Annotated in this window: 18 protein-coding genes; 13 read left to right on the forward strand and 5 right to left on the reverse strand. The window is 42.9% G+C overall.

Translation table 11 applies throughout. The features are described from left to right. The first annotated feature begins 509 nt into the window (after positions 1-509). The gene (locus C509_RS0121670; RefSeq protein ID WP_018709040.1) at positions 510-1,862 is read left to right on the forward strand and encodes an aspartate aminotransferase family protein; all 1,353 of its coding nucleotides are present in this window, start codon (positions 510-512) and stop codon (positions 1,860-1,862) included. Between the two features lie 153 nt (positions 1,863-2,015). Then, complete coding sequence (ald, locus tag C509_RS0121675; RefSeq protein WP_018709041.1) at positions 2,016-3,131, forward strand: alanine dehydrogenase; 1,116 nt, start codon at positions 2,016-2,018, stop codon at positions 3,129-3,131. A 309-nt stretch (positions 3,132-3,440) separates the two neighbouring features. On the opposite strand, the gene C509_RS0121680 is transcribed toward ald, so the two are convergent. Continuing rightward, a complete protein-coding gene (locus C509_RS0121680; RefSeq protein ID WP_018709042.1) occupies positions 3,441-4,532 on the reverse strand; it encodes a M24 family metallopeptidase in 1,092 nt (363 codons plus the stop codon). A gap of 162 nt (positions 4,533-4,694) precedes the next feature. On the opposite strand from C509_RS0121680, the gene C509_RS0121690 reads away from it, so the two are divergent. The 3 genes from C509_RS0121690 to C509_RS0121700 all read left to right on the forward strand — a co-directional run bounded on the left by C509_RS0121690 (position 4,695) and on the right by C509_RS0121700 (position 7,066). Continuing rightward, positions 4,695-5,378 (forward strand): metal-dependent hydrolase, encoded by a 684-nt coding sequence (locus C509_RS0121690; protein WP_018709043.1) that lies wholly within the window; start codon positions 4,695-4,697, stop codon positions 5,376-5,378. A 52-nt stretch (positions 5,379-5,430) separates the two neighbouring features. Beyond that, a complete protein-coding gene (locus C509_RS24450; RefSeq protein WP_018709044.1) occupies positions 5,431-5,673 on the forward strand; it encodes a hypothetical protein in 243 nt (80 codons plus the stop codon). An 82-nt stretch (positions 5,674-5,755) separates the two neighbouring features. Beyond that, the gene (locus tag C509_RS0121700) at positions 5,756-7,066 is read left to right on the forward strand and encodes a CBS domain-containing protein (protein WP_018709045.1); all 1,311 of its coding nucleotides are present in this window, start codon (positions 5,756-5,758) and stop codon (positions 7,064-7,066) included. Between the two features lie 218 nt (positions 7,067-7,284). Here the strand turns inward: C509_RS0121700 and C509_RS0121705 are convergent, their stop codons facing one another. Then, positions 7,285-7,587: a YtpI family protein gene (locus tag C509_RS0121705; RefSeq protein ID WP_018709047.1), complete on the reverse strand. Its 303-nt coding sequence runs from the start codon at positions 7,585-7,587 to the stop codon at positions 7,285-7,287. Between the two features lie 130 nt (positions 7,588-7,717). Here C509_RS0121705 and C509_RS0121710 point away from each other — a divergent pair, with 130 nt between their 5' ends. Further along, positions 7,718-8,656 carry a DHH family phosphoesterase gene (locus tag C509_RS0121710; RefSeq protein ID WP_018709048.1) on the forward strand — a complete coding sequence of 313 codons (939 nt, stop codon included), beginning with the start codon at positions 7,718-7,720 and terminating at the stop codon, positions 8,654-8,656. Between the two features lie 12 nt (positions 8,657-8,668). On the opposite strand, the gene ytrI is transcribed toward C509_RS0121710, so the two are convergent. Together ytrI and ytrH are read right to left on the reverse strand one after the other, a co-directional pair. Next, positions 8,669-9,175 carry a sporulation membrane protein YtrI gene (ytrI, locus tag C509_RS0121715; protein ID WP_018709049.1) on the reverse strand — a complete coding sequence of 169 codons (507 nt, stop codon included), beginning with the start codon at positions 9,173-9,175 and terminating at the stop codon, positions 8,669-8,671. Continuing rightward, the gene (gene ytrH / locus C509_RS0121720; protein WP_018709050.1) at positions 9,172-9,504 is read right to left on the reverse strand and encodes a sporulation membrane protein YtrH; all 333 of its coding nucleotides are present in this window, start codon (positions 9,502-9,504) and stop codon (positions 9,172-9,174) included. The genes ytrI and ytrH overlap by 4 nt, the downstream gene beginning before the upstream one ends. A 153-nt stretch (positions 9,505-9,657) precedes the next feature. Here ytrH and dnaE point away from each other — a divergent pair, with 153 nt between their 5' ends. The 7 genes from dnaE to C509_RS0121755 all read left to right on the forward strand — a co-directional run bounded on the left by dnaE (position 9,658) and on the right by C509_RS0121755 (position 19,701). Further along, a complete protein-coding gene (dnaE, locus tag C509_RS0121725; RefSeq protein ID WP_018709051.1) occupies positions 9,658-13,011 on the forward strand; it encodes a DNA polymerase III subunit alpha in 3,354 nt (1,117 codons plus the stop codon). 97 nt (positions 13,012-13,108) lie between these two features. After that, the gene (ystJ, locus tag C509_RS0121730; protein WP_018709052.1) at positions 13,109-14,347 is read left to right on the forward strand and encodes an NADP-dependent malic enzyme; all 1,239 of its coding nucleotides are present in this window, start codon (positions 13,109-13,111) and stop codon (positions 14,345-14,347) included. 177 nt (positions 14,348-14,524) lie between these two features. Continuing rightward, complete coding sequence (gene accD / locus C509_RS0121735) at positions 14,525-15,409, forward strand: acetyl-CoA carboxylase, carboxyltransferase subunit beta (protein ID WP_018709053.1); 885 nt, start codon at positions 14,525-14,527, stop codon at positions 15,407-15,409. Next, positions 15,403-16,383 (forward strand): acetyl-CoA carboxylase carboxyl transferase subunit alpha, encoded by a 981-nt coding sequence (gene accA, locus C509_RS0121740; RefSeq protein WP_018709054.1) that lies wholly within the window; start codon positions 15,403-15,405, stop codon positions 16,381-16,383. The genes accD and accA overlap by 7 nt, the downstream gene beginning before the upstream one ends. A 137-nt stretch (positions 16,384-16,520) precedes the next feature. Continuing rightward, on the forward strand, positions 16,521-17,480 hold the full coding sequence (gene pfkA / locus C509_RS0121745; protein WP_018709055.1) for a 6-phosphofructokinase: 960 nt from the start codon (positions 16,521-16,523) through the stop codon (positions 17,478-17,480). A 26-nt stretch (positions 17,481-17,506) separates the two neighbouring features. Beyond that, positions 17,507-19,267: a pyruvate kinase gene (pyk, locus tag C509_RS0121750; protein WP_018709056.1), complete on the forward strand. Its 1,761-nt coding sequence runs from the start codon at positions 17,507-17,509 to the stop codon at positions 19,265-19,267. A 47-nt stretch (positions 19,268-19,314) separates the two neighbouring features. Next, the gene (locus C509_RS0121755) at positions 19,315-19,701 is read left to right on the forward strand and encodes an FxsA family protein (RefSeq protein ID WP_018709057.1); all 387 of its coding nucleotides are present in this window, start codon (positions 19,315-19,317) and stop codon (positions 19,699-19,701) included. Between the two features lie 33 nt (positions 19,702-19,734). Here the strand turns inward: C509_RS0121755 and ytvI are convergent, their stop codons facing one another. Next, entirely contained in the window at positions 19,735-20,862 is a 1,128-nt protein-coding gene (ytvI, locus tag C509_RS0121760; protein ID WP_018709058.1) for a sporulation integral membrane protein YtvI, read from the reverse strand. Positions 20,863-20,917 lie beyond the last annotated feature (55 nt).

Here is a 20,917-nt window from a genome sequence, read left to right on the forward strand (position 1 = left end):
GTAATAGTGCCCGAAAAAGTGCCCAAGAGAGAAAAGCGGTCACTAATAATGTGTAATAGTGCCCGAAAAAGTGCCCAAGGGAGAAAATCGGTCACAAATCGAGAGTAATAGTGCCCGAAAAAGTACCCAAGAGAGAAAACCGGTCACAAATCGAGAGTAATAGTGCCCGAAAAAGCGTCCGTGCAAGAAAACCGGTCCCTAATCGAGCATAAAGATGCCCGATTAGTCAGTTCGCTCGAGAAACCGGTCACTAAAAACGGGTAGGTGTCCATTTTTTGGTTATTAAAAGGAAGCGCTCACCAAGGAACTGTACCGACGCTTGAATCAGCCCTCTATTTTTAAAAATAGTCACTTTTAAAAATAGATTTACGAAATACCAATCAAAAAGCCGCTCAATCGTGACATGCAGTACCCAGTATTAAAACATATAAAAAGCATGGACATAGACAGCCTGGCTAGTCCGTACAATTATGGGTAGCCAGGTTCAAAAAAAAGAAAGGGGTAAAACGATGACAACAATTAAAACAGATGCATTGGTTGAAAGAGACCGCCAAAATGTATGGCATCACATCTCTCCTTATAATGAAGCGAGCCCTCCGACAGTTTTTACAGAAGCGAAAGGGGCATGGATGACAGATCACAAAGGGAATAAAGTGTTGGACGGCATGTCCGGTTTATGGTGTGTGAATGTCGGCTACGGAAGGGAAGAGCTGGCAAAAGCCGCATATGATCAAATGATCAAAATGACCTATACGCCAATGACACAAAGTCATCAGCCTGCTATCGACCTGGCTGAAAAATTGAATGAATATTTAGATGATGAATATATGATTTTCTACTCCAACAGCGGTTCGGATGCCAATGAGGTTGCATTCAAGATTGCAAGGCAGTATCATCAGCAAAACGGAGAACCGTCCAGGTATAAATTCATTTCTCGGTACCGTGCTTATCACGGCAGCTCCATGGGAGCATTGTCTGCAACGGGCCAGGCGTTGAGAAAATATAAATATGAACCACTTGTGCCGGGGTTTTTGCATGTGGCACCGCCTGATAGTTACAGAAGACCCGCGGGAATGTCCGTAGAGGAATTCAACATTCAAAAAGCGCAAGAGTTTGAAGAAAAAATCATCTGGGAGCAGAAGGAAACAATTGCCGGTATCATCATGGAGCCGCTTATCACGGGTGGTGGAGTCATCATCCCACATCCGGTATATATGGAAAAAGTTCAGGAAATCTGCACTAAGCATGGTGTACTGTTGATCATCGATGAAGTCATCTGCGGTTTTGGAAGAACCGGTAAGATGTTTGGACACATGCACTATAATGTGAAGCCGGATATCATTTCAATGGCTAAAGGACTGACCAGTGCCTATTTGCCGCTTTCTGTAACTGCTGTCAGAAAAGATATTTACGAGACGTTTAAAAAGAGCGAGGCAAACAGCCACTTCCGTCATGTAAATACATTTGGAGGAAATCCCGCCGCATGTGCATTAGCATTGAAAAATCTGGAAATTATGGAAAGAGAAAATCTAGTTGCTCGTTCTGAAGAACTTGGGAAGCGCCTCGAAAATGAATTGGCTGAGCTGAATGAACATCCAAATGTAGGTGATATCCGGATCAAAGGATTTTTAATGGGAATTGAAATGGTAGAAGACAAGGAAACCAAAGAACCTGCAACGAATGAGAGGGTCGGAAAGATCATTGCAGAGTGCAGGGCAAAAGGTTTGATTATTGGTAAAAATGGCGACACTGTTGCCGGATATAACAACATTTTAACTCTATCTCCTCCGCTTTCATGTACTGACGAAGATGTTAATTTTATTATTTCGACAATCAAGGATGTATTAAATAATAATAAATAAAAAGCAGGTTAAAATACTGTTTGCAGAGGTGTTTTTAATAACACCTCTGAATTGTTCACAAAAATGTTTTAAACAGAGGGCTTTCGTTAAACAGGTTAAAGTGATATATTGGACTTTGTGGACATTTTAGAATCATGTTAGGAGGAAAGTTTTATGATTATTGGAGTACCTAAGGAAATTAAAAGTCATGAAAACCGTGTAGCTATGACACCTGCCGGTGCATATACATTGACTCAAGCAGGACATGAAGTACATATCGAAACAGGCGCAGGTCTTGGTTCAAGCTTCACTGACGAGCAGTATACAGAAGCTGGCGCGAAGATTGTCAGCTCTGCTAAAGAAGCATGGGATGCAGACATGGTTATGAAAGTTAAAGAGCCTCTTGAAGAAGAGTTCGGCTATTTCCGTGAAGGATTAATCCTTTTCACATACTTGCACCTAGCTGCAGAGCCTGCTTTAACTAAAGCACTTGTTGAGAAGAAAGTGGTTGCGATCGCTTATGAAACTGTACAGCTTCCAAACCGCTCACTTCCGCTTCTCTCCCCAATGAGTGAAGTTGCAGGAAGAATGGCTACACAAATTGGTGCGCAATTCCTTTCCAACATTTACGGAGGAAAAGGAAAACTTCTTGCAGGCATCCCAGGTGTTGAACGCGGTAAAGTAACAGTTATCGGCGGTGGACAAGCTGGTACGAATGCTGCGAAAATGGCAGTGGGCCTTGGCGCTGACGTAACTGTTCTTGACTTGAATGTAGACCGTCTTCGCCAGCTTGACGATATTTTTGGAAACGACATTAAAACACTTGTGTCTAACCCATTCAACATTGCCAACGCTGTTAAAGAATCTGACCTTGTTATCGGTGCGGTTCTTATCCCAGGAGCGAAAGCGCCTAAGCTTGTATCCGAAGAAATGGTTAAATCCATGTCTCCAGGTTCTGTACTTGTTGACATTGCGATCGACCAAGGCGGTATCTTTGAAACAAGCGACAGAGTTACAACTCATGACAACCCAACATATGAAAAGCATGGCGTTGTTCACTATGCTGTTGCAAACATGCCTGGTGCAGTTCCGCAAACATCTACTATGGGATTGACAAATGTAACAGTACCTTACGCACTTCAAATTGCGAACAAAGGTTACAAACAAGCTTGCTTGGATAACGAGCCACTCTTCAAAGGAATCAACGTCCTTGATGGAAAAGTTACATTCAAAGCAGTTGCAGATGACCTCGGATATGAGTTCACTGATGCAAAAGAATTGCTTCAATAATATATAAAAATGAAGGACCCAGTTAGTCCCAACAGACACAAGATGATGATTTTCAAACAGGGAATTGGATTGTGAGCTAATGGGATGGGCCTTTTGGTACAGATGAAAAAACAACCGCTCGATTGAGCGGTTGTTTTTTTAGTCATTAGGTGCAACGAAAAATCAGTAAAATAGGCGTCCGTACCATCAGCCTGGTTTAAGGCTGAAAAATTGATATAGTAAGTTCATTCCGTTTTTCGCTAATCTAAAATGTGCAGGAACGTGCGTCAGGCAAGTTCGATGATCGTTCTAGGTTTCCAATCACCTTTACTAGATAAGTTGCAGGGATTTAGGATACTTGCTCAGAACTTCTACACCATCTTTGGTTACAAGGACATCATCTTCGATACGTACACCGGCAACTCCCGGTATGTAAATCCCCGGTTCAATTGTAAACACCATCCCCTGCTCTAGTTTCATTTCGTTTGTCTCTGTCATTGAAGGATACTCGTGTACGCTAATTCCCAGACCATGGCCGAGCCGATGGGGGAAATACTCTCCGTACCCAGCATCCTTAATGATGTTCCTAGCAGTTTGGTCAAGCTCTTTTGCTTTTACTCCAGGATTTGTTAATTGGATGGCTGCTTCTTCAGCTTTTAAAACCGTTTCGTATATTACTTTTTGCTTGTCGGAAACATCTCCGAAAGCGATTGTCCTCGTAATATCGGAACAATAACCTTCGTATACAACCCCCAAATCCATCAATACCAACTGTCCGCGTTCTATTTTCGTCAAGCCGGGGATTCCATGAGGCGAGGAAGCATTTGATCCGGCAAGAACAATAGGATCAAAAGACATTCCGGCTCCTTTTTTCTTAATTTCATACTCAATCGCCGCAATGATATCCAGTTCTGTCTTTCCTTCCGCTAATTCGTTGACTCCGACCTCGACAGCAAAATCAGCTAACTCGCATGCTTTCTTGATCAATTGGATTTCCTGTTCATCTTTTACAAGGCGTAATTCGTTCAAAATACGATCTGCGCTGCTAAAATCAGCATGTTCATATCTGTTCGAAAGCTCTTCATATCTATCCACGTTCAAATGATGTTTTTCTACAGCCCATGACCGTATGTGAGGCAGGCGCCCTTTTATCCGCTCTCCTGCAAGGTCCCAAGGATTGTCTGTATCACTATAACCAAGTATTTCCTTATCCCATCCGGCATTCTTTGCATCATCCACTTCCATGCCTGGACAAATAAGCAAAGGCTCTTTCTCCTGAAAGACAACAAGTCCAAGCAGCCGTTCGTGCGGTTCGCATCTGAATTTGGTAAGATAAAATACATTATCCGGCGAAGAAATGAAAGCAGCATCGATCTGTTGGGCTTTCAGCCATGACATTAATTTTTCGAGCCTCGTGTTCAAGTTTATCATCCTCCTGATTTTATTGTTTATGTTGAGATTAGCATTACATGGCAAAAGAGACAATGAAAGAAGGAAAACAATGAGAAATAGGCAGGAAAAAACCAAGTTATCTCGAAATCATTTTAAGTATAAGGAAACTAATAAAGGGAGTGTAGCAGCAAGATGAAAGTATCATATCACGGTCATTCAGTCGTAAAAGTTGAAACGGAAGGAAAAACGATTTTGATTGATCCGTTTATCACTGGAAATGAATTGACGGATTTGAAAGCTGAAAATGAAAATCCTGACGTAATCATTCTGACGCATGGGCATTCCGACCATGTCGGAGATACTGTAGAGCTTGCCAAAAGATGTGGATCATTAGTCATTGCACCGAATGAACTGGCGACTTACATTGGGTGGCAAGGTGTAAATACACATCCAATGCATATTGGTGGAGCGTATGAATTTGATTTTGGTAAAGTCAAGTTCACGCCTGCTTTTCATGGCTCCGCTATCTTTACAGACGACAAACAAATCATTTACTTAGGGATGCCTGCCGGAGTTTTGCTGATGGCTGAAGGCAAAACAATTTATCATGCAGGAGATACTGCATTGTTTTCCGATATGAAATTGATCGGGGAGCGACATCCTATTGATTTGGCATTCTTGCCGATCGGAGACAATTTTACCATGGGGCCGGAAGATGCAGCAATGGCAGCAGAATTTTTACAGGCTAAAACAGTTGTCCCCATTCATTACAACACATTTCCGCCCATTAAGCAGGACCCGCACCGTTTTATCGACCTGCTACGACAGAATATTAACGGTAAAGTCATGAATCCCGGCGATTTAATCGAGCTATAGGCATAACCCCCTGCATATACTAATACCATTAGTTTATGCAGGGGGTTATTATATGAAAAATCGCTATTTGCTTTGCCTTCTCATTTGCTGTGCGTTGATTTACATTGCTGTACCCCGGATCCACCCGTCCGCTTCCGGACTGGAAGGTGTGTTTGCTATCAGTTGGCTGGGATTTGCTTTCCTGGTTTTTGCCGGGAATCTGGCTGCTTTTTTATTTCCGTATAAATATAAAAAGAAATATGCTGAAGGGGTAAGAGCGGAGGGAAAACACAAAAAACGCTTAAAGGCAAATTGAGAGAAGGATAAAATTGATGATCTGGGCTTTTCACTATATAATAAGCTTAATGATTGCACGGTAAATGAAAAGGGTGAAAAGCTTGTCGACAAAGCATGAACAAATCATTCGGCATATTGACGGACTGCCTGTAGGGGAAAAAATTTCCGTTCGGCAAATCGCCAAAGCGTTGAATGTCAGCGAAGGTACGGCCTATAGGGCTATAAAAGATGCCGAAAACAGGGGATATGTAAGTACAATAGAACGGGTCGGAACGATCCGGATAGAACAGAAGAAAAAAGAGAATATAGAGAAGCTGACATATGCTGAAGTTGTTAATATTATTGATGGTCAGGTATTGGGTGGAAGAGCGGGCCTCCATAAAACGCTTAACAAGTTTGTGATTGGAGCAATGAAGCTTGATGCCATGATGCGGTATACGGGTGCGAACAACTTATTGATCGTAGGAAACCGAACGAAAGCCCATGAATATGCATTGATGGCTGGCGCTGCAGTTTTGATTACGGGCGGATTCGACACGGAAGACCATGTGAAAAAACTTGCGGATGAATTGGAGTTGCCGATTATATCTACGAGCTATGATACATTCACAGTAGCGGCCATGATTAACCGTGCGATCTACGATCAGCTAATCAAGAAAGAAATTATTCTTGTTGAAGATATTTTTATCCCTCTTGAAAAAACGATTGCCATTACGACAAAGGAAAAAGTGTCAGATTGGTATTCGAAGAAGGAAACGTCCGATCACAGCCGTTATCCAGTAATTGATTTAAATAATAAAGTGCAAGGGATGGTTACTGGAAAGGACGTTATTGGTCAGGATCCAAGTGTTGGCATTGAAAAAGTGATGACAAAGAATCCGATTACTGTCGGGAGAAAAACAAGCGTTGCCTCCGTTGCCCATATGATGATCTGGGAAGGGATCGAAGTGCTCCCAGTTGTGGACGAACACCAAAGGCTCGAAGGAATCATCAGCCGGCAGGATGTCTTGAAAGCGTTGCAAATGATTCAGCGCCAGCCTCAGGTTGGAGAAACGATTGATGACACTATATCAAAACAGCTTTCCAACAGCAAATATGCAGGCGAACCTTCCTTTACATTCGAGGTGACTCCGCAGATGACAAGCCAGCTTGGAACCATTTCCTACGGAGTCTTCTCTTCCATCATAGCTGAAGCTTCTAACCGGCTGTTCAGGCTTCAGAAAAAAGGGGAGCTTGCCGTAGAAAGTATGACAATCTACTTTCTTAAGCCGGTCCAAATGGATTCAACTCTTGAGGTGGTTCCAAGAATCCTGGAGGCTGGGCGGAAATTCGGAAAAGTGGATGTCGAGGCATTCAACAATGGAGAAATCGTAGGGAAAGCGCTCATGATGTGCAGGCTGATTGATAGGTAGGAAAATGGAAAGAGGCGGAGTTGGGTTCTCAACACCTGTAGAGACCAGGTAGAGTTCGTGAGTCTTACTCATTTTGGAATAACGCCTAAATGTGCCCATATTATTTATTGTTCATCCAGCAACATCCACGGACTTAAAATGACAATATCAACGTAGCCTGTTAACGAGAGGATTTCAATTAAAAAAGCCGCTATTGCAGCGGCTTTCACCCAACGGGTCTATCCATCCAGTTGTTTTGCTTCCTCTTCTACATATGGAATATGATGACGGAAAGATTTAAATCCAGCCCAAGCGCTGGCACATCCCAATAAAATGAAGACGGCAGCCACTACGTAGGTTACTGTTGAACTAAAAAGGAAAAGCTGGTTGACTCCGAATAAAGCGACAAAGAGTCCTAAGGCCATGCTGGACTTGCCACTGAGCAATTTTTTCTCCATAGGCCGTCTGCTTCGAAAGTATTTTATTTTATAGTAAATGTAAAATGAAGCTGATAATATTATCAGAAAAACTAAAAATGGCATTTTTCCATCCTCCAAATCCATAACAGTTCATTCATCTTATTGTAACGCCAATCAATTATAATTGCCACTTGCTCAATATCGAATAATTCATGAACTTCCCGGTGATTGCGCAAGGTGAAAGGAGTTTCTTATGAAGGAAGAGATTTTTGAAGCTATCAAAAGCTACGATACCATTATTATTCATCGCCATGTACGCCCGGATCCTGACGCATATGGATCTCAAGGGGGATTGGCGGAAATATTGCATGCATCTTTTCCGGACAAAAGGATTTTTGCTGTGGGAAAACACGAGCCATCCTTAGATTATTTGCGGAAACCGGACTCCATTGCGGATGATGTGTACGAAGGAGCACTGGTCATCGTTTGTGATACGGCAAACAAGGAAAGAATCTGCGATTCCAGATATCATTTGGGGGATAAGCTTATAAAGATCGATCATCATCCAAATGAAGACCCTTATGGGGATATTCTTTGGGTCGATTTGAACGCTTCTTCTGTAAGTGAAATGATCTATGAATTTTATAAAACATTCGGCGATGAAGGTTTAAAAATGACCGATGAAGCGGCAAGGCTGATATATGCCGGAATTGTCGGAGATACAGGACGATTTTTATATCCGAGTGCGACTGAAAAAACATTTGAATACGCCAAGGATTTGATCGGTTATTCTTTTGACAGGACAGTCCTTTACAACGAAATGTATGAATTGGCACCAAGAATGATCAAGCTTCAGGGGTATGTATTGGAAAACTTCAGAATGAATGAAGACGGTGCGGCAGTTGTGTCCATATCTAAAGGGACGCTTGATGAATACGGAATTCTTCCATCAGATGCATCACAGCTTGTAAGCTCTTTGGGGATGGTGAAGGGGATTAAGGCATGGGTCTTTTTTATCGAAGAAGATGACCAAATCCGTGTCCGGCTGCGCTCAAAAAATCCTGTCATCAATACCATTGCTATGAAATATGGAGGCGGAGGCCATCCGCTTGCTGCAGGTGCTTCGGTCTACTCCTGGGAAGAAACTAAAGAAGTAATAAAAGATATAGAAGCGGTTTGCAGGCAAAAATAAACTGGCGACATTTCAGTCAGCCAGTTTCATTTCTAGTACGAGGCTGATCGTCGTGTAAAAATATAGTTCCTTTACGATCAGCCTGTACTGCTTTCCATTGATGTTCAACGTTTTATTTTCAACTGTCTTTTTAATCACTTCTTTATTTTTATAAACTGTTGTCAAGTCCTTGGCAATCAAGGACCTTAAGTCCTCCTTGACTGATTCCTCGGCTTTATAAATACCTAGGCGATCCTTGATGCCGTATCGTTCAAAATTTTGGATCTTCACTTCTATCTCCTGTATGGTCAGCATATCTTCATTTTTCTGGTTCAATTTCTGGTAATCTTCTTCTAAAATCTGAATATAGCCATTCAACTCCTTGATCCGTATAGCCTGTCTTTCTATTATCGTACTGTTTTTTTGCTGGATGGTTCCAAACATGAAAAGGAAAACAAGCCAGCTGATACATCCACCAACTGCGGCCCCGGCAAAAAAACGCTGCCATACCGGATGGCGATACAATGGAGGAATTCTCATGATATGTGCTCCTGGGTCAGCCACGAAATGATCAAGGCGGCTGTTTTTGCACCACCCATAGCAGAAAGTATCAATAAAAATTGTTTAAATAGATCGGTCGTCCCGCCTTCCAAAAACCCTTTTTCAAAACTGTATACAGTGTCAAATGTGCCTCCAATTGCTGCAATGATGGCCCAGATTCTTACTCGCCCCGCAATGTTCGTGATTTCCGTCAGCAATGGAGCTCCGGTTATAAAAGCGGCCAGTCCGCCGATCAAAGAGCCGCCAAGCATTACCCCAAAAGCAATGAAGTAGCTGTTAAAGAAAGCCGGAATAAAAGGTTCTTGCACGGTTACCATCCCCAAAGATTGAAATATTCTTGCCTTGTATTACTTATATGGGACAAACCATTAATGTATGTAAAAAGAAAGGTTATAATAGATAAAGTACATATTACATTAAAACCTGTCAGTAAAGTATCGGATAGAAAAGAGGTAAATCACTTGAACTTTGTTCAATTGCAAATAGCAACAGCTTACAGTTTGCTTTCAAGTACGATTTCCATTTCCGAGCTGGTTCAAGAAGCGAAGAAAGGCAACTATACCGATTTGGCGATTACGGACCATAATGTGTTATACGGTGTTTTGTCTTTCTACGAAACTTGTAAGGAAGCAGGTATCAAACCGATCATCGGAATGACCGCGGATGTGGAAACAGGCGGAAACCAGGCATATCCTCTGGTTTTATTGGCCAAAAACAATATGGGTTATGCAAATCTTTTAAAAATCTCGAGTGCGATTCAAATACAGCAGGATAAAACTATTTCGTGGAAATGGCTTGATTCATACAGTGAAGGGCTAATTGCCATAACGCCAGGGATCAAGGGGGAAATTGAACAGCTCTTACTTGAAGGGGACCAAGACAGAGCAAAAACAGTTTCAGACCGTTATGTTTCGACTTTTGGGAAAGAATCTTTTTACCTGTCATTGCAGGACCATCACGAAGACACACCGGCAGGCTTTGCAGATCGGGTCGCTGAATTTGCTGAGGGGCTTGGTATAAGGGCGGTTGTCACTAATGATGTACGATATTTGAAAAAAGAGGATCATTTCGCTTATACCTGTCTACAGGCGATCCGTGACGGGGAAAAGCTTGATATGGAAAATGAACAATTATCCAGGTCTGGTGAATATTATTTTAAAAGCCAGGAAGCCATGTCTGCAATGTTTTCCGCGTATCCGGAAGCACTGGAAAATACTTTCCGGATTGCCGAGGAATGTAACGTGTTTATAGAGACGGACAAACACCTGCTTCCAAAGTATCCCGTCCCTAAGGACCGGACGGCAAAAAACATGCTTCTTGAACAGTGCGAAAAAGGACTGGCGAAAAGGAGAACCGAAGGACCGGAGTACTGGAGAAGGCTCAAATATGAGTTGCAAATCATTGATCAAATGGGATTTAATGACTATTTCCTGATTGTATGGGACTTTATGAAATATGCTAGGGAAAACGGGATATTGACTGGGCCCGGACGAGGTTCAGCTGCAGGATCGCTTGTTTCCTATGCGCTGGAAATCACAGACGTCGATCCAATAAAGCATGGTCTATTGTTTGAGAGATTCCTGAATCCTGAAAGAATCACTTTGCCAGACATCGATATCGATTTTCCGGATATTCGCCGTGATCAGGTAATAGAGTATGTGGCGGAGAAATATGGGAAAATGAATGTCGCCCATATTATTACATTCGGAACTTTTGCAGCGAAGGCTGCTATCCGCGATACTGCACGGGTTTTTGGTTTGAGTACGAAGGAAATCGACCAACTCTCGAAGATGATGCCTTCCCGCCTTGGGCTTACATTGGAGGGCGCCATTAAGGAGTCAGCCAAATTGCAGGACATGATTGCATCCTCTGAAAAAAATCGCTTGATGTTTACGACCGCTTTAAAGCTCGAAGGACTTCCAAGGCATACTTCCATACATGCTGCGGGGATCGTCATTAGCGAAGAGCCGCTTGTGAACATCATTCCAATCAAAGAAGGTCCTGATGGTGTGTATGTGACGCAGCTTCCGATGGAAGATCTTGAGAAGATAGGCCTGCTGAAAATGGACTTTTTAGGCCTTCGGAATTTGACACTTTTGGAGCAAATTGTCAAAAGCATTAAAATTCATACTGGAAAAACAATTCCTTTGGAAACAATTCCGTTTGAAGATGAAAAAACATTTCAATTGCTTCAAAAAGGAGATACAACGGGGATTTTTCAGCTGGAGTCTGAGGGTATGAGAAAGGTTCTTAGAGAGCTTCGCCCTACGGAGTTTGAGGATATTGTTGCCGTTAATGCACTTTTTAGACCGGGACCGATGGAAAACATCCCAACATATATCAAAAGAAAGCACGGTAAGGAGAAGGTTGAATATCCCCATCCGGAATTGAAGCCGATATTGGATTTCACTTATGGAGTTATTGTTTATCAAGAGCAGATCATGCAAATAGCAGCGGTTCTTTCAGGTTATTCCCTTGGAGAAGCTGACCTCCTCAGAAGGGCAGTGGGCAAAAAAAAGAGGGAGGTCCTTGATCAGCAGAGAAGGCGTTTTGTTTCAGGGGCTGTTGAAAAAGGATATGATGAGAAGACTGCAAATGCCACATACGATCTGATTGTTCGCTTTGCAAACTACGGATTCAACCGGAGTCATGCTGTAGCATACAGTTTTATAGCTTGGCAGCTTGCCTGGCTGAAGGCCCATTATCCAAAGTTTTTCATGGCAGCCCTTCTGACTTCTGTCATCGGCAACGAAGATAAGATTGCCCTGTATACAACCGAAGCCAAACAAAAAGGCATAAAGATCCTGGCTCCGTCCATTAATAAAAGCCATTTTTCTTTTCTTGCAGAAAAGGAAGGGATCCGTTTCAGCCTACGGGCTATCAAAGGTCTAGGTGTAGCAGCAATGAAAGAAATTGTCCAGGCACGGGAACGGGGACCTTTTAAAGATCTGTTCGATTTTTGCCTTCGGGTCTCGCCCAGGATTATCAACAGAAAAATACTCGAGTCCCTTGTGTATGCCGGAAGCTTAGATGAGTTCGGGCAGGACAGGGCTGTCTTGCTTGCAACCCTTGATGTAGCAATTGAGCATGCCGAATTAATGAGGCCATCAGGAGATACGACGGATCTGTTCGTCGAAGAAGAGATGTTCCATATAAAGCCGATATACGTTGAAGTCGAGCCGATGCAGCTGGCTGATAAGCTCGCATTTGAAAAGGAAACGACAGGGATCTTTATATCAAGTCATCCGGCAGCTGCCTATGAAAAAGAATTTTCCTCAGCCGGTGCATCCAAACTGATCCATCTGGAACCAGGCCAAAGAAATAAGTCAGCGGGAGTATACCTATCCGGAGTAAAAACGATCCGTACAAAAAAAGGCGACATAATGGCTTTCATTACTATGAGCGATCCCTCTGGAGAAATGGATGGCGTTGTTTTCCCTGATGTTTACAAGCGTAACCGTGAATGGGTGAAGCAGGGGGAAATGGTTCTTGTAACCGGGAACGTGGAAGAACGGAAGGGTGTCACCCAATTTATCGTTCAAAAGCTTGTTCCGGTTGAAATGATGAAAAAGAGAGCCAGCCGAAAAATGAAGAGTTTGTATGTAAAGATTCCGGCAAAACTGCAAGTCCCTGAGGTATTAAATGAACTGCATTCCATTTTAAAAAGATATCCAGGCCATACAAAGGTTATCCTTTATTATGAAAAAGAAAATAGAATGATAAAGTTGGGGGATGAAAACTGCGTCAACCCTGAAGATAAATGTCTTAAGGAGATCAGTGGGCTTCTTGGGGCAGATTGCGTAAAGTTAAAATAATTTTCTCAAACAGACGATAATATGTTATATTGTTTTATAAGCTTTTTTATTGGTGTATAAAAAACTGGGTATGGTTTGTATGAAGGAGTGAATTTTGTTGTCATTGCGTGATGAAGCATTGCATATACACAAATTACATAAGGGAAAGCTTGAATCTAAGTCGAAAATTGAAGTGAAAAATGCAAAAGATTTAAGTCTTGCTTACTCCCCTGGTGTTGCTGAACCATGTAAGGAAATTTATGAAAATCCAGGAACTGTGTATGATTATACGATGAAAGGAAACATGGTTGCTGTCGTTTCTGACGGTACAGCAGTATTGGGGCTTGGAAATATTGGTCCTGAGGCGGCTTTGCCTGTTATGGAAGGAAAGGCAGTATTGTTTAAAAGCTTTGCCGGAGTGGATGCATTTCCGGTTTGTTTAAATACAACGGATGTGGATGATATTGTTCAAACAGTCAAGCTTCTAGAACCGACATTCGGAGGAGTGAATCTCGAAGATATAGCAGCCCCGAACTGTTTTGAAATCGAAAATAGATTGAAAAAAGAGTTAAGTATTCCTGTTTTTCATGATGATCAGCACGGAACAGCCATTGTTACTGTAGCCGGCTTGGTGAATGCACTGAAAATTACGGGAAGAAGAATGTCTGAAATAAAAGTTGTGGCGAACGGCGCTGGTGCAGCGGGAATTGCAATTATTAAGCTTTTGCACAGTTATGGTGTGCGCGATATTATCATGTGTGACTCAAAAGGAGCCATCTATGAAGGACGCTCTGAAGGAATGAATGAAGTGAAAGCCGAAGTGGCCAAGTTTACGAACCGTGACCGTCTGGATGGGGATTTGGCCTATGCTATCCAGGATGCTGACGTATTTATTGGTGTATCAGTCGCTGGAGCCTTGACAGAGGAAATGGTCGCATCTATGAAAAAAGATCCGATTATTTTTGCCATGGCCAATCCTGATCCGGAGATCATGCCTGATGCGGCAAGGGCTGCAGGTGCCAAAGTAATCGGGACAGGCAGGTCCGACTTCCCGAACCAAGTCAACAATGTATTGGCATTCCCAGGTCTCTTCCGAGGGGCGCTGGACGTGCAGGCAACAAAGATCAATGAAAAAATGAAACAGGCTGCAGTTGAGGCAATTGCAAGCTTGGTTTCGGAAGAAGAACTGTCTCCTGACTACGTCATTCCAGGACCATTTGATGCGAGAGTAGCCCCTCATGTTGCTGCTGCAGTTGCAAAAGCTGCAATGGAATCGGGCGTAGCACGTGTTAAAGTGGACCCGGAAGATGTTAAGGAAAGAACCATGCAATTGGCTGTAATCGGCAAGGATAAATAAGAGATAAATTTTTAGACACATCCAGGAAAGGCCGTGCCGACTTGTAGGCCGGTCTTTCCTATGCTTATGCTGTTTTTGATCATGATAGTTTTTTTGGTCCGGTCTGACAAACGGCCAGGAAAAAGCGACAGGACGTCGTTGATTGAAGGTTTCTGATATTTGAAAGGAGGGCCTGCTGTGCTGAAAGATTTTTTTTCAAAGCAAAAGAATGCAAAGCCAAAGAAAAGGAAGTACGCAACCATTCCTTCTGAATCCGCCAAGCAGGATGTTCCTGAAGGGATCATGTCAAAGTGTCCGGAATGCAAGAAAATCATGTATACGAAAGAACTTCAAAAAAATAACAAGGTGTGCCTACATTGCGGTCATCATTACAGAATGACGGCACATGAAAGGGTAGAAAGCTTGTTTGATGAGGGTTCCTTTGTAGCTTTTGATGATAGAATTGCATCAGAAAATCCGCTCGAATTTCCGAATTATATAGAGAAACTGGAGCAGGATAGAAAAAAATCGAATTTGGACGAAGCTGTTCTGACAGGATCAGGTACAATAAATCAAATAGAAGTGGTAACAGCCATCATGGATTCCCATTTCCGAATGGGAAGCATGGGTTCGGTTGTAGGTGAGAAAATTACAAGAGCTATTGAAGCGGCGGCTGAAAAACAAGTTCCATTCATTATTTTTACCGCTTCAGGCGGTGCAAGGATGCAAGAGGGAGTATTATCTTTGATGCAGATGGCCAAAACGAGCACTGCGCTCAAGATGTTCAGTGATAAAGGCGGTTTGATCATCTCGGTCATGACTCACCCTACGACAGGAGGGGTTTCGGCAAGTTTCGCTTCACTTGGCGACTTTAATTTCGCGGAACCGGGGGCTTTAATCGGTTTTGCCGGCCGGCGCGTTATCGAGCAGACTATAAGAGAAGAACTTCCCGAAGACTTTCAGACTGCTGAATTTTTATTGAACCATGGCCAGCTTGATGCAGTTATCCCCCGCTCCGAACTGAAAGAAAAGTTGACAACAGTGCTTGAAATTCATCAACAAGTAGGTGAAATTGCATGGTGAACGAGCTTGAATTTGAGAGACCTGTACTTGAACTGCGAGAGAAAATAGCGGAATTGAGAGAGTTCACTAAAAACTCGGATGTGGATTTGTCTGATGAAATCGACAAATTGGAATCCCGGTTGGAAGTTCTCGAAAAAGAAATTTATGAAAACATGCGTCCTTGGGACCGCGTTCAGCTTGCACGCCATTCAAAAAGACCGACGACGCTTGATTATATTGAGCATTTGTTTACTGACTTTATGGAGCTTCATGGGGACAGGCTATATGGTGATGATCATGCGATTGTAGCAGGAATCGCCAAATATAGAGGCCTTCCTGTTACGGTAATCGGCCACCAGCGTGGAAGAGATACAAAGGAAAATATTCTTCGGAATTTCGGCATGCCACATCCTGAAGGCTATCGTAAAGCTCTACGTTTGATGAAACAAGCTGAGAAATTCAACCGGCCTATTATTTGCTTTATCGATACTAAAGGAGCATATCCGGGAAAGTCAGCAGAAGAGCGGGGACAGAGTGAAGCCATTGCCCGTAATCTTTTCGAAATGGCAGGATTGAAAGTGCCAATCATTTGTATCGTCACCGGGGAAGGAGGAAGTGGTGGAGCTTTGGCTCTTGGTATCGGAGACCGAATCTACATGCTTGAAAACTCTACGTACTCGGTTATCACGCCTGAAGGGGCGGCAAGTATTTTATGGAAAGATGCTTCTTTGGCGAAACAGGCTGCAGAAGCCCTGAAAATCACTGCTCCGGATTTGAAAGATTTGGGAATCATAGATGAAATCATTCCAGAAGTCAGAGGCGGAGCTCACAGGGATGTAAAAAAACAGGCTGAAACCATTGATCAGGTTCTGATGAAAGCTTTACATGAGCTTGTACGTTTGGATCCTGATGCCCTTATAAAAGACCGTTACGCAAAATTTAAAAAGATGGGTAAATATACGGAACACAAAGAATACCAAAATGTTCAAAACTAAGGATTGTCCCAATGGGCATTCCTTTTTTATATTTAAAATTTGTTAATAACATGATGAAATGGTATTTTTAACATATAGAATCTATTGCTTTTCAATGATATATACATATATTTTATTTGTCTAATGGAGTGACATAGGTGAGAAAGATAGGGGTTTTGACAAGCGGAGGAGATGCGCCTGGAATGAATGCGGCCATCCGGGCAGTAGTCAGAAAATCGATTTATCATGGAATCGAAGCATACGGGATTTATCAGGGATTCAGCGGATTAATAACGGGTAATATAAAAAAGCTGGAGATTGGATCAGTTGGGGATATCATCCACAGGGGCGGAACAATTTTGCAGTCGGCACGATGTGATGATTTTAAAACGGAGGAAGGTCAAAGGCAAGGAATTGCTTGTTTAGAAAATCATGGGATTGAAGGTTTAATAGTGATTGGAGGAGATGGCTCGTATTTAGGGGCAAAAGCTCTTACCGAACTTGGTTTTCCGTGTATAGGAGTACCTGGAACGATAGATAATGATATACCTGGAACTCAATATACTATTGGGTTTGATACTGCATTGAATACCGTACTGAATGCCATTGACAAAATCCGTGATACAGCCACTTCGCATGAAAGGACATTCGTCATTGAAGTAATGGGGCGTGATGCGGGTGATATCGCTCTTTGGGCTGGGCTTGCCGGGGGAGCTGAATCAATCCTTATTCCAGAGGAACACCATGATATGGAAGATATTGCCGCCCGGATTGAAAATGGAGTCCAAAGAGGAAAAAAACACAGTATCATCATTGTTGCTGAAGGAGTGGCCAGCGGTGCGGAATTCGCAAAAAATCTGACAGAAAAAACGGGGCTGGAAACTAGAGTCTCGGTCCTCGGCCATATTCAAAGAGGAGGAACTCCAACGGGGTTTGACCGGGTGCTTGCAAGCAGGCTAGGGGCCAAGGCGGTTGAATTGCTTATGGCAGGAAAAAGCGGCCGCGCTGTGGGAATGGAAGATGGCGAAGTCGTAGATGCAGATCTGCTGACCGTTTTGAATAAACCAAAACATATGAATCAAAGTTTATACCTATTATCAAAGGAATTATCCATATAGATAACTGACAACAAGGAGGAGCAGAAATGAAAAAAACGAAAATAGTCTGTACAATTGGGCCGGCAAGTGAAAGTCCAGAATTGCTTCAACAACTAATCGAGGCGGGAATGAACGTTGCCAGATTGAATTTTTCACATGGCACCCAGGATGAGCATCGCGAGCGTATCATCAATATTCGAAAGGCAGCAGAAAAAGCCGGAAAAGAAATCGGAATATTGCTTGATACGAAAGGTCCCGAAATAAGAACCCATGACATGGAAAACGGAGCTGTCGAACTCGAAACAGGTCAAAAGCTTGCCGTTTCCATGGATGAAGTATTGGGAACGAAGGAGAGAATATCTGTTACATATGACGGGTTGATCGATGATGTACATGTCGGTTCTAAGATTTTATTGGATGATGGTTTAATCGAGCTTGAAGTGACCGCCATTGAAAAAGAAAGAAATGAAATTATAACAAAAATTTTGAACAACGGTACTCTAAAAAATAAAAAAGGAGTCAATGTACCCGGAGTCTCCGTCAATCTTCCCGGAATGACAGAGAAAGATGCCAGGGACATCCTTTTTGGAATTCAACAGGGTGTTGATTTCATTGCGGCTTCATTTGTAAGGAGAGCCTCTGATGTGCTCGAAATCCGTCAGCTACTGGAAACAAACAATGCTCCGAAAATGGATATCATTCCAAAGATTGAAAATCAGGAAGGTGTCGACAATATTGATGAAATACTGGAAGTATCGGACGGCATTATGGTCGCAAGAGGCGACCTGGGAGTAGAAATACCAGCCGAATCAGTACCGATGGTCCAAAAGCGGCTGATAAAAAAATGCAATGAGGCGGGTAAGCCGGTCATCACTGCGACTCAGATGCTCGATTCTATGCAGAGAAACCCAAGGCCAACAAGAGCGGAGGCAAGCGATGTTGCCAATGCCATCTTTGACGGTTCCGATGCAGTCATGCTTTCAGGAGAGACTGCAGCGGGTGCCTACCCGGTAGAAGCAGTCAGGACCATGAACAGCATTGCCCTAGAAGCCGAAAAAGCGTTGAACCATAAAGAGATCCTTTCTCATGTAAGCAAGTATAATGAACACAATATGATGGACGCCATTTGTCAATCAGTGGCCCATACAGCTATTAATCTTGGTGTGAACGCCATTGTGGCGCCAACAGAAAGCGGGCATACGGCGAGAATGATTTCAAAATATCGGCCTAAAGTGCCAATTGTCGCTGTAACATCCAGTGTAGAAGTATCCAGGCGCCTGACATTGGTTTGGGGAGTATCCCCTCAATTGGGTGAAAAGGTGACAACAACAGATGAAATGCTAGATCTTGCAGTCACAGAGAGCCTTCATTCCGGAATAGTAAAACATGGGGATCTCATCATTATCACAGCGGGGGTTCCAGTAGGAGAAGCGGGGACAACAAACTTGATGAAAGTGCATGTTGTAGGAGATGTTTTAGCTAAAGGACAGGGAATCGGAAGAAAGTCAGCCTACGGAAAGGCGGTCATTGTAAAAAATACGAGTGAAGCCTTGGATAAGGTAGAAGAAGGCGATATTATGGTTGTGATTGGAACTGATAGGGAAATGGTTCCTGCCCTTGAAAAGTGTTCAGCTCTCGTCGCTGAAGAAGCGGGCTTAACGAGTCATGCTGCTGTAGTTGGTATCAGTCTTGGGATCCCTGTGATAGTTGGTGTAGACAACGCGACAAGCCTTTTCCATGATGGACAGGAAATAACCGTTGATGGAACCCGAGGGGTCGTGTACAACGGTCATGCGAGTGTTCTGTGATATCTTGTGATATAATAAGGTAAAGACCATTTGGGAAGTGACAAAAAATGAAATTTCTTCTATTCCTGTTTATTGTCATCCCGGCTTTGGAAATTGGTCTGTTCATTCTGGCAGGCAAAACCGTAGGCGGCTTGGCAACAATTGCACTTATTATTGTCACGGGCATTCTTGGTGCTTACCTTGCAAAACAGCAGGGGATGGGAGTGCTAAGGAAGTTGCAAGAGCAAATGAGATGGGGATACCCTCCTGGAGACGCAATTGTTGAGGGAGTATGTGTCCTGTTTGGAGGGATACTTCTTTTGACCCCCGGATTCATTACGGATATCACCGGACTTTTATTGATCCTTCCGCCAACGAGAAGAATGATCCAGCCTTTTTTATTAAAAATGTTCAAGAGATGGATTTCAAGAAAGCAGATATATATATATCGATAAAAAAAAAGAGCGGAAGGCTCTTTTTTTTGCTGTTTATTTAATATTGTTCGACGGTGCCCCTATAATATAAGCCCAGATATCCCGAAAAACATTAGCTTTGTGAAGAGTAGTGAGGAGAACGAGTGTCACTGGTCCCAATATTAATCCAAGAAACCCTATGAGTTTAAAGCCTACGAATAATGAGATGAGTGTTCCCAAAGGATTCAGCCCGATATTGGAAGACAGGATTTTCGGTTCCATCAGTTGCCGCTGGACAATTACAACCGTATACAGAATTCCAAGCCCGATAGCAAGTCCGATATTGCCGGTTACTGCCTCATAGATGATCCATGGCACAAAAACTGTTCCAGTCCCCAAGTATGGAAGCAGGTCGAGCAATCCCAAAATAAGAGCAATAGTAATGGCGTAGTTCACACGCAGAATCAACAGCCCGACTAATACAATGACAAGGGTGATGGAGATTAACGTGATTTGGGCTTTTACAAAGCCGGCAAGAGCTTTTTTCAAGTCTGCAAAGACCCTTGTCCCACTGCTTTTGACCTTTTCAGGAAGAAGACGGTTGGCAAGGCCGGTTAACCGGTCCCAATCTTTACTGATAAAGAAGGTGGCCAATAAAGAAAATATGATGACGGTCGCGGCATTCGGGATCCAAGATACAAGGCCGGGCAACTTAATGAAAAAGTTTTGCAAGAAAGCAGTTACGCTTTCTGTTATACGTCCGCCGGTCTCATCGATGCTGTTCATGATTGTATCCCTTTGACCGCTGTCCAAGCTTTGGAACATGCCCGCCAGCTTGTTATAAAAAGGGATGACCTGGTTTGCGAACATCTTTTCCAAATATCTGATCAGTGTAGCGACATGTTCAGGAACGACTGTTGCAAGATAAGAAGCCCCTGCAACAATCTCGGCTATCAAAAGTGTAATCAGCCCGGTGAATATCCCGATTACAAGGATGAGAGAAGTTAAAACGGCTAAAGTACGGGGGAATTTCCATTTCTTTTCTAAAAACCCCACAACCGGATTGATTGCAACGGCGATAATCAGGGCAATGATAAACGGATAAATAAATTTAGATGCATAATATATAGATAGGAGGGATGCGGATGCAACGATAACAACAATGAAAAAGCGAACAATCCTATCTGCATTTTCACGATTCAAAGGGAACCCCCACCTTATCAATCTGATTATTTATATGATACCATGATATAATAGA

Source organism: Siminovitchia fordii DSM 16014 = CIP 108821 (assembly GCF_000374565.1).
GTDB lineage: Bacteria > Bacillota > Bacilli > Bacillales > Bacillaceae_C > Siminovitchia > Siminovitchia fordii.

Bases quoted from the DNA above. Each gene is read 5' to 3' on its own strand.
- ald (WP_018709041.1), top strand. From the start codon at position 2,016: ATGATTATTGGAGTACCTAAGGAAATTAAAAGTCATGAAAACCGTGTA.
- accA (WP_018709054.1), top strand. From the start codon at position 15,403: ATGGTGAACGAGCTTGAATTTGAGAGACCTGTACTTGAACTGCGAGAG.
- C509_RS0121705 (WP_018709047.1), bottom strand. From the start codon at position 7,587: ATGCCATTTTTAGTTTTTCTGATAATATTATCAGCTTCATTTTACATT.
- C509_RS0121690 (WP_018709043.1), top strand. From the start codon at position 4,695: ATGAAAGTATCATATCACGGTCATTCAGTCGTAAAAGTTGAAACGGAA.
- C509_RS24450 (WP_018709044.1), top strand. From the start codon at position 5,431: ATGAAAAATCGCTATTTGCTTTGCCTTCTCATTTGCTGTGCGTTGATT.
- C509_RS0121755 (WP_018709057.1), top strand. From the start codon at position 19,315: ATGAAATTTCTTCTATTCCTGTTTATTGTCATCCCGGCTTTGGAAATT.
- C509_RS0121670 (WP_018709040.1), top strand. From the start codon at position 510: ATGACAACAATTAAAACAGATGCATTGGTTGAAAGAGACCGCCAAAAT.
- C509_RS0121710 (WP_018709048.1), top strand. From the start codon at position 7,718: ATGAAGGAAGAGATTTTTGAAGCTATCAAAAGCTACGATACCATTATT.
- ytrI (WP_018709049.1), bottom strand. From the start codon at position 9,175: ATGAGAATTCCTCCATTGTATCGCCATCCGGTATGGCAGCGTTTTTTT.
- pyk (WP_018709056.1), top strand. From the start codon at position 17,507: ATGAAAAAAACGAAAATAGTCTGTACAATTGGGCCGGCAAGTGAAAGT.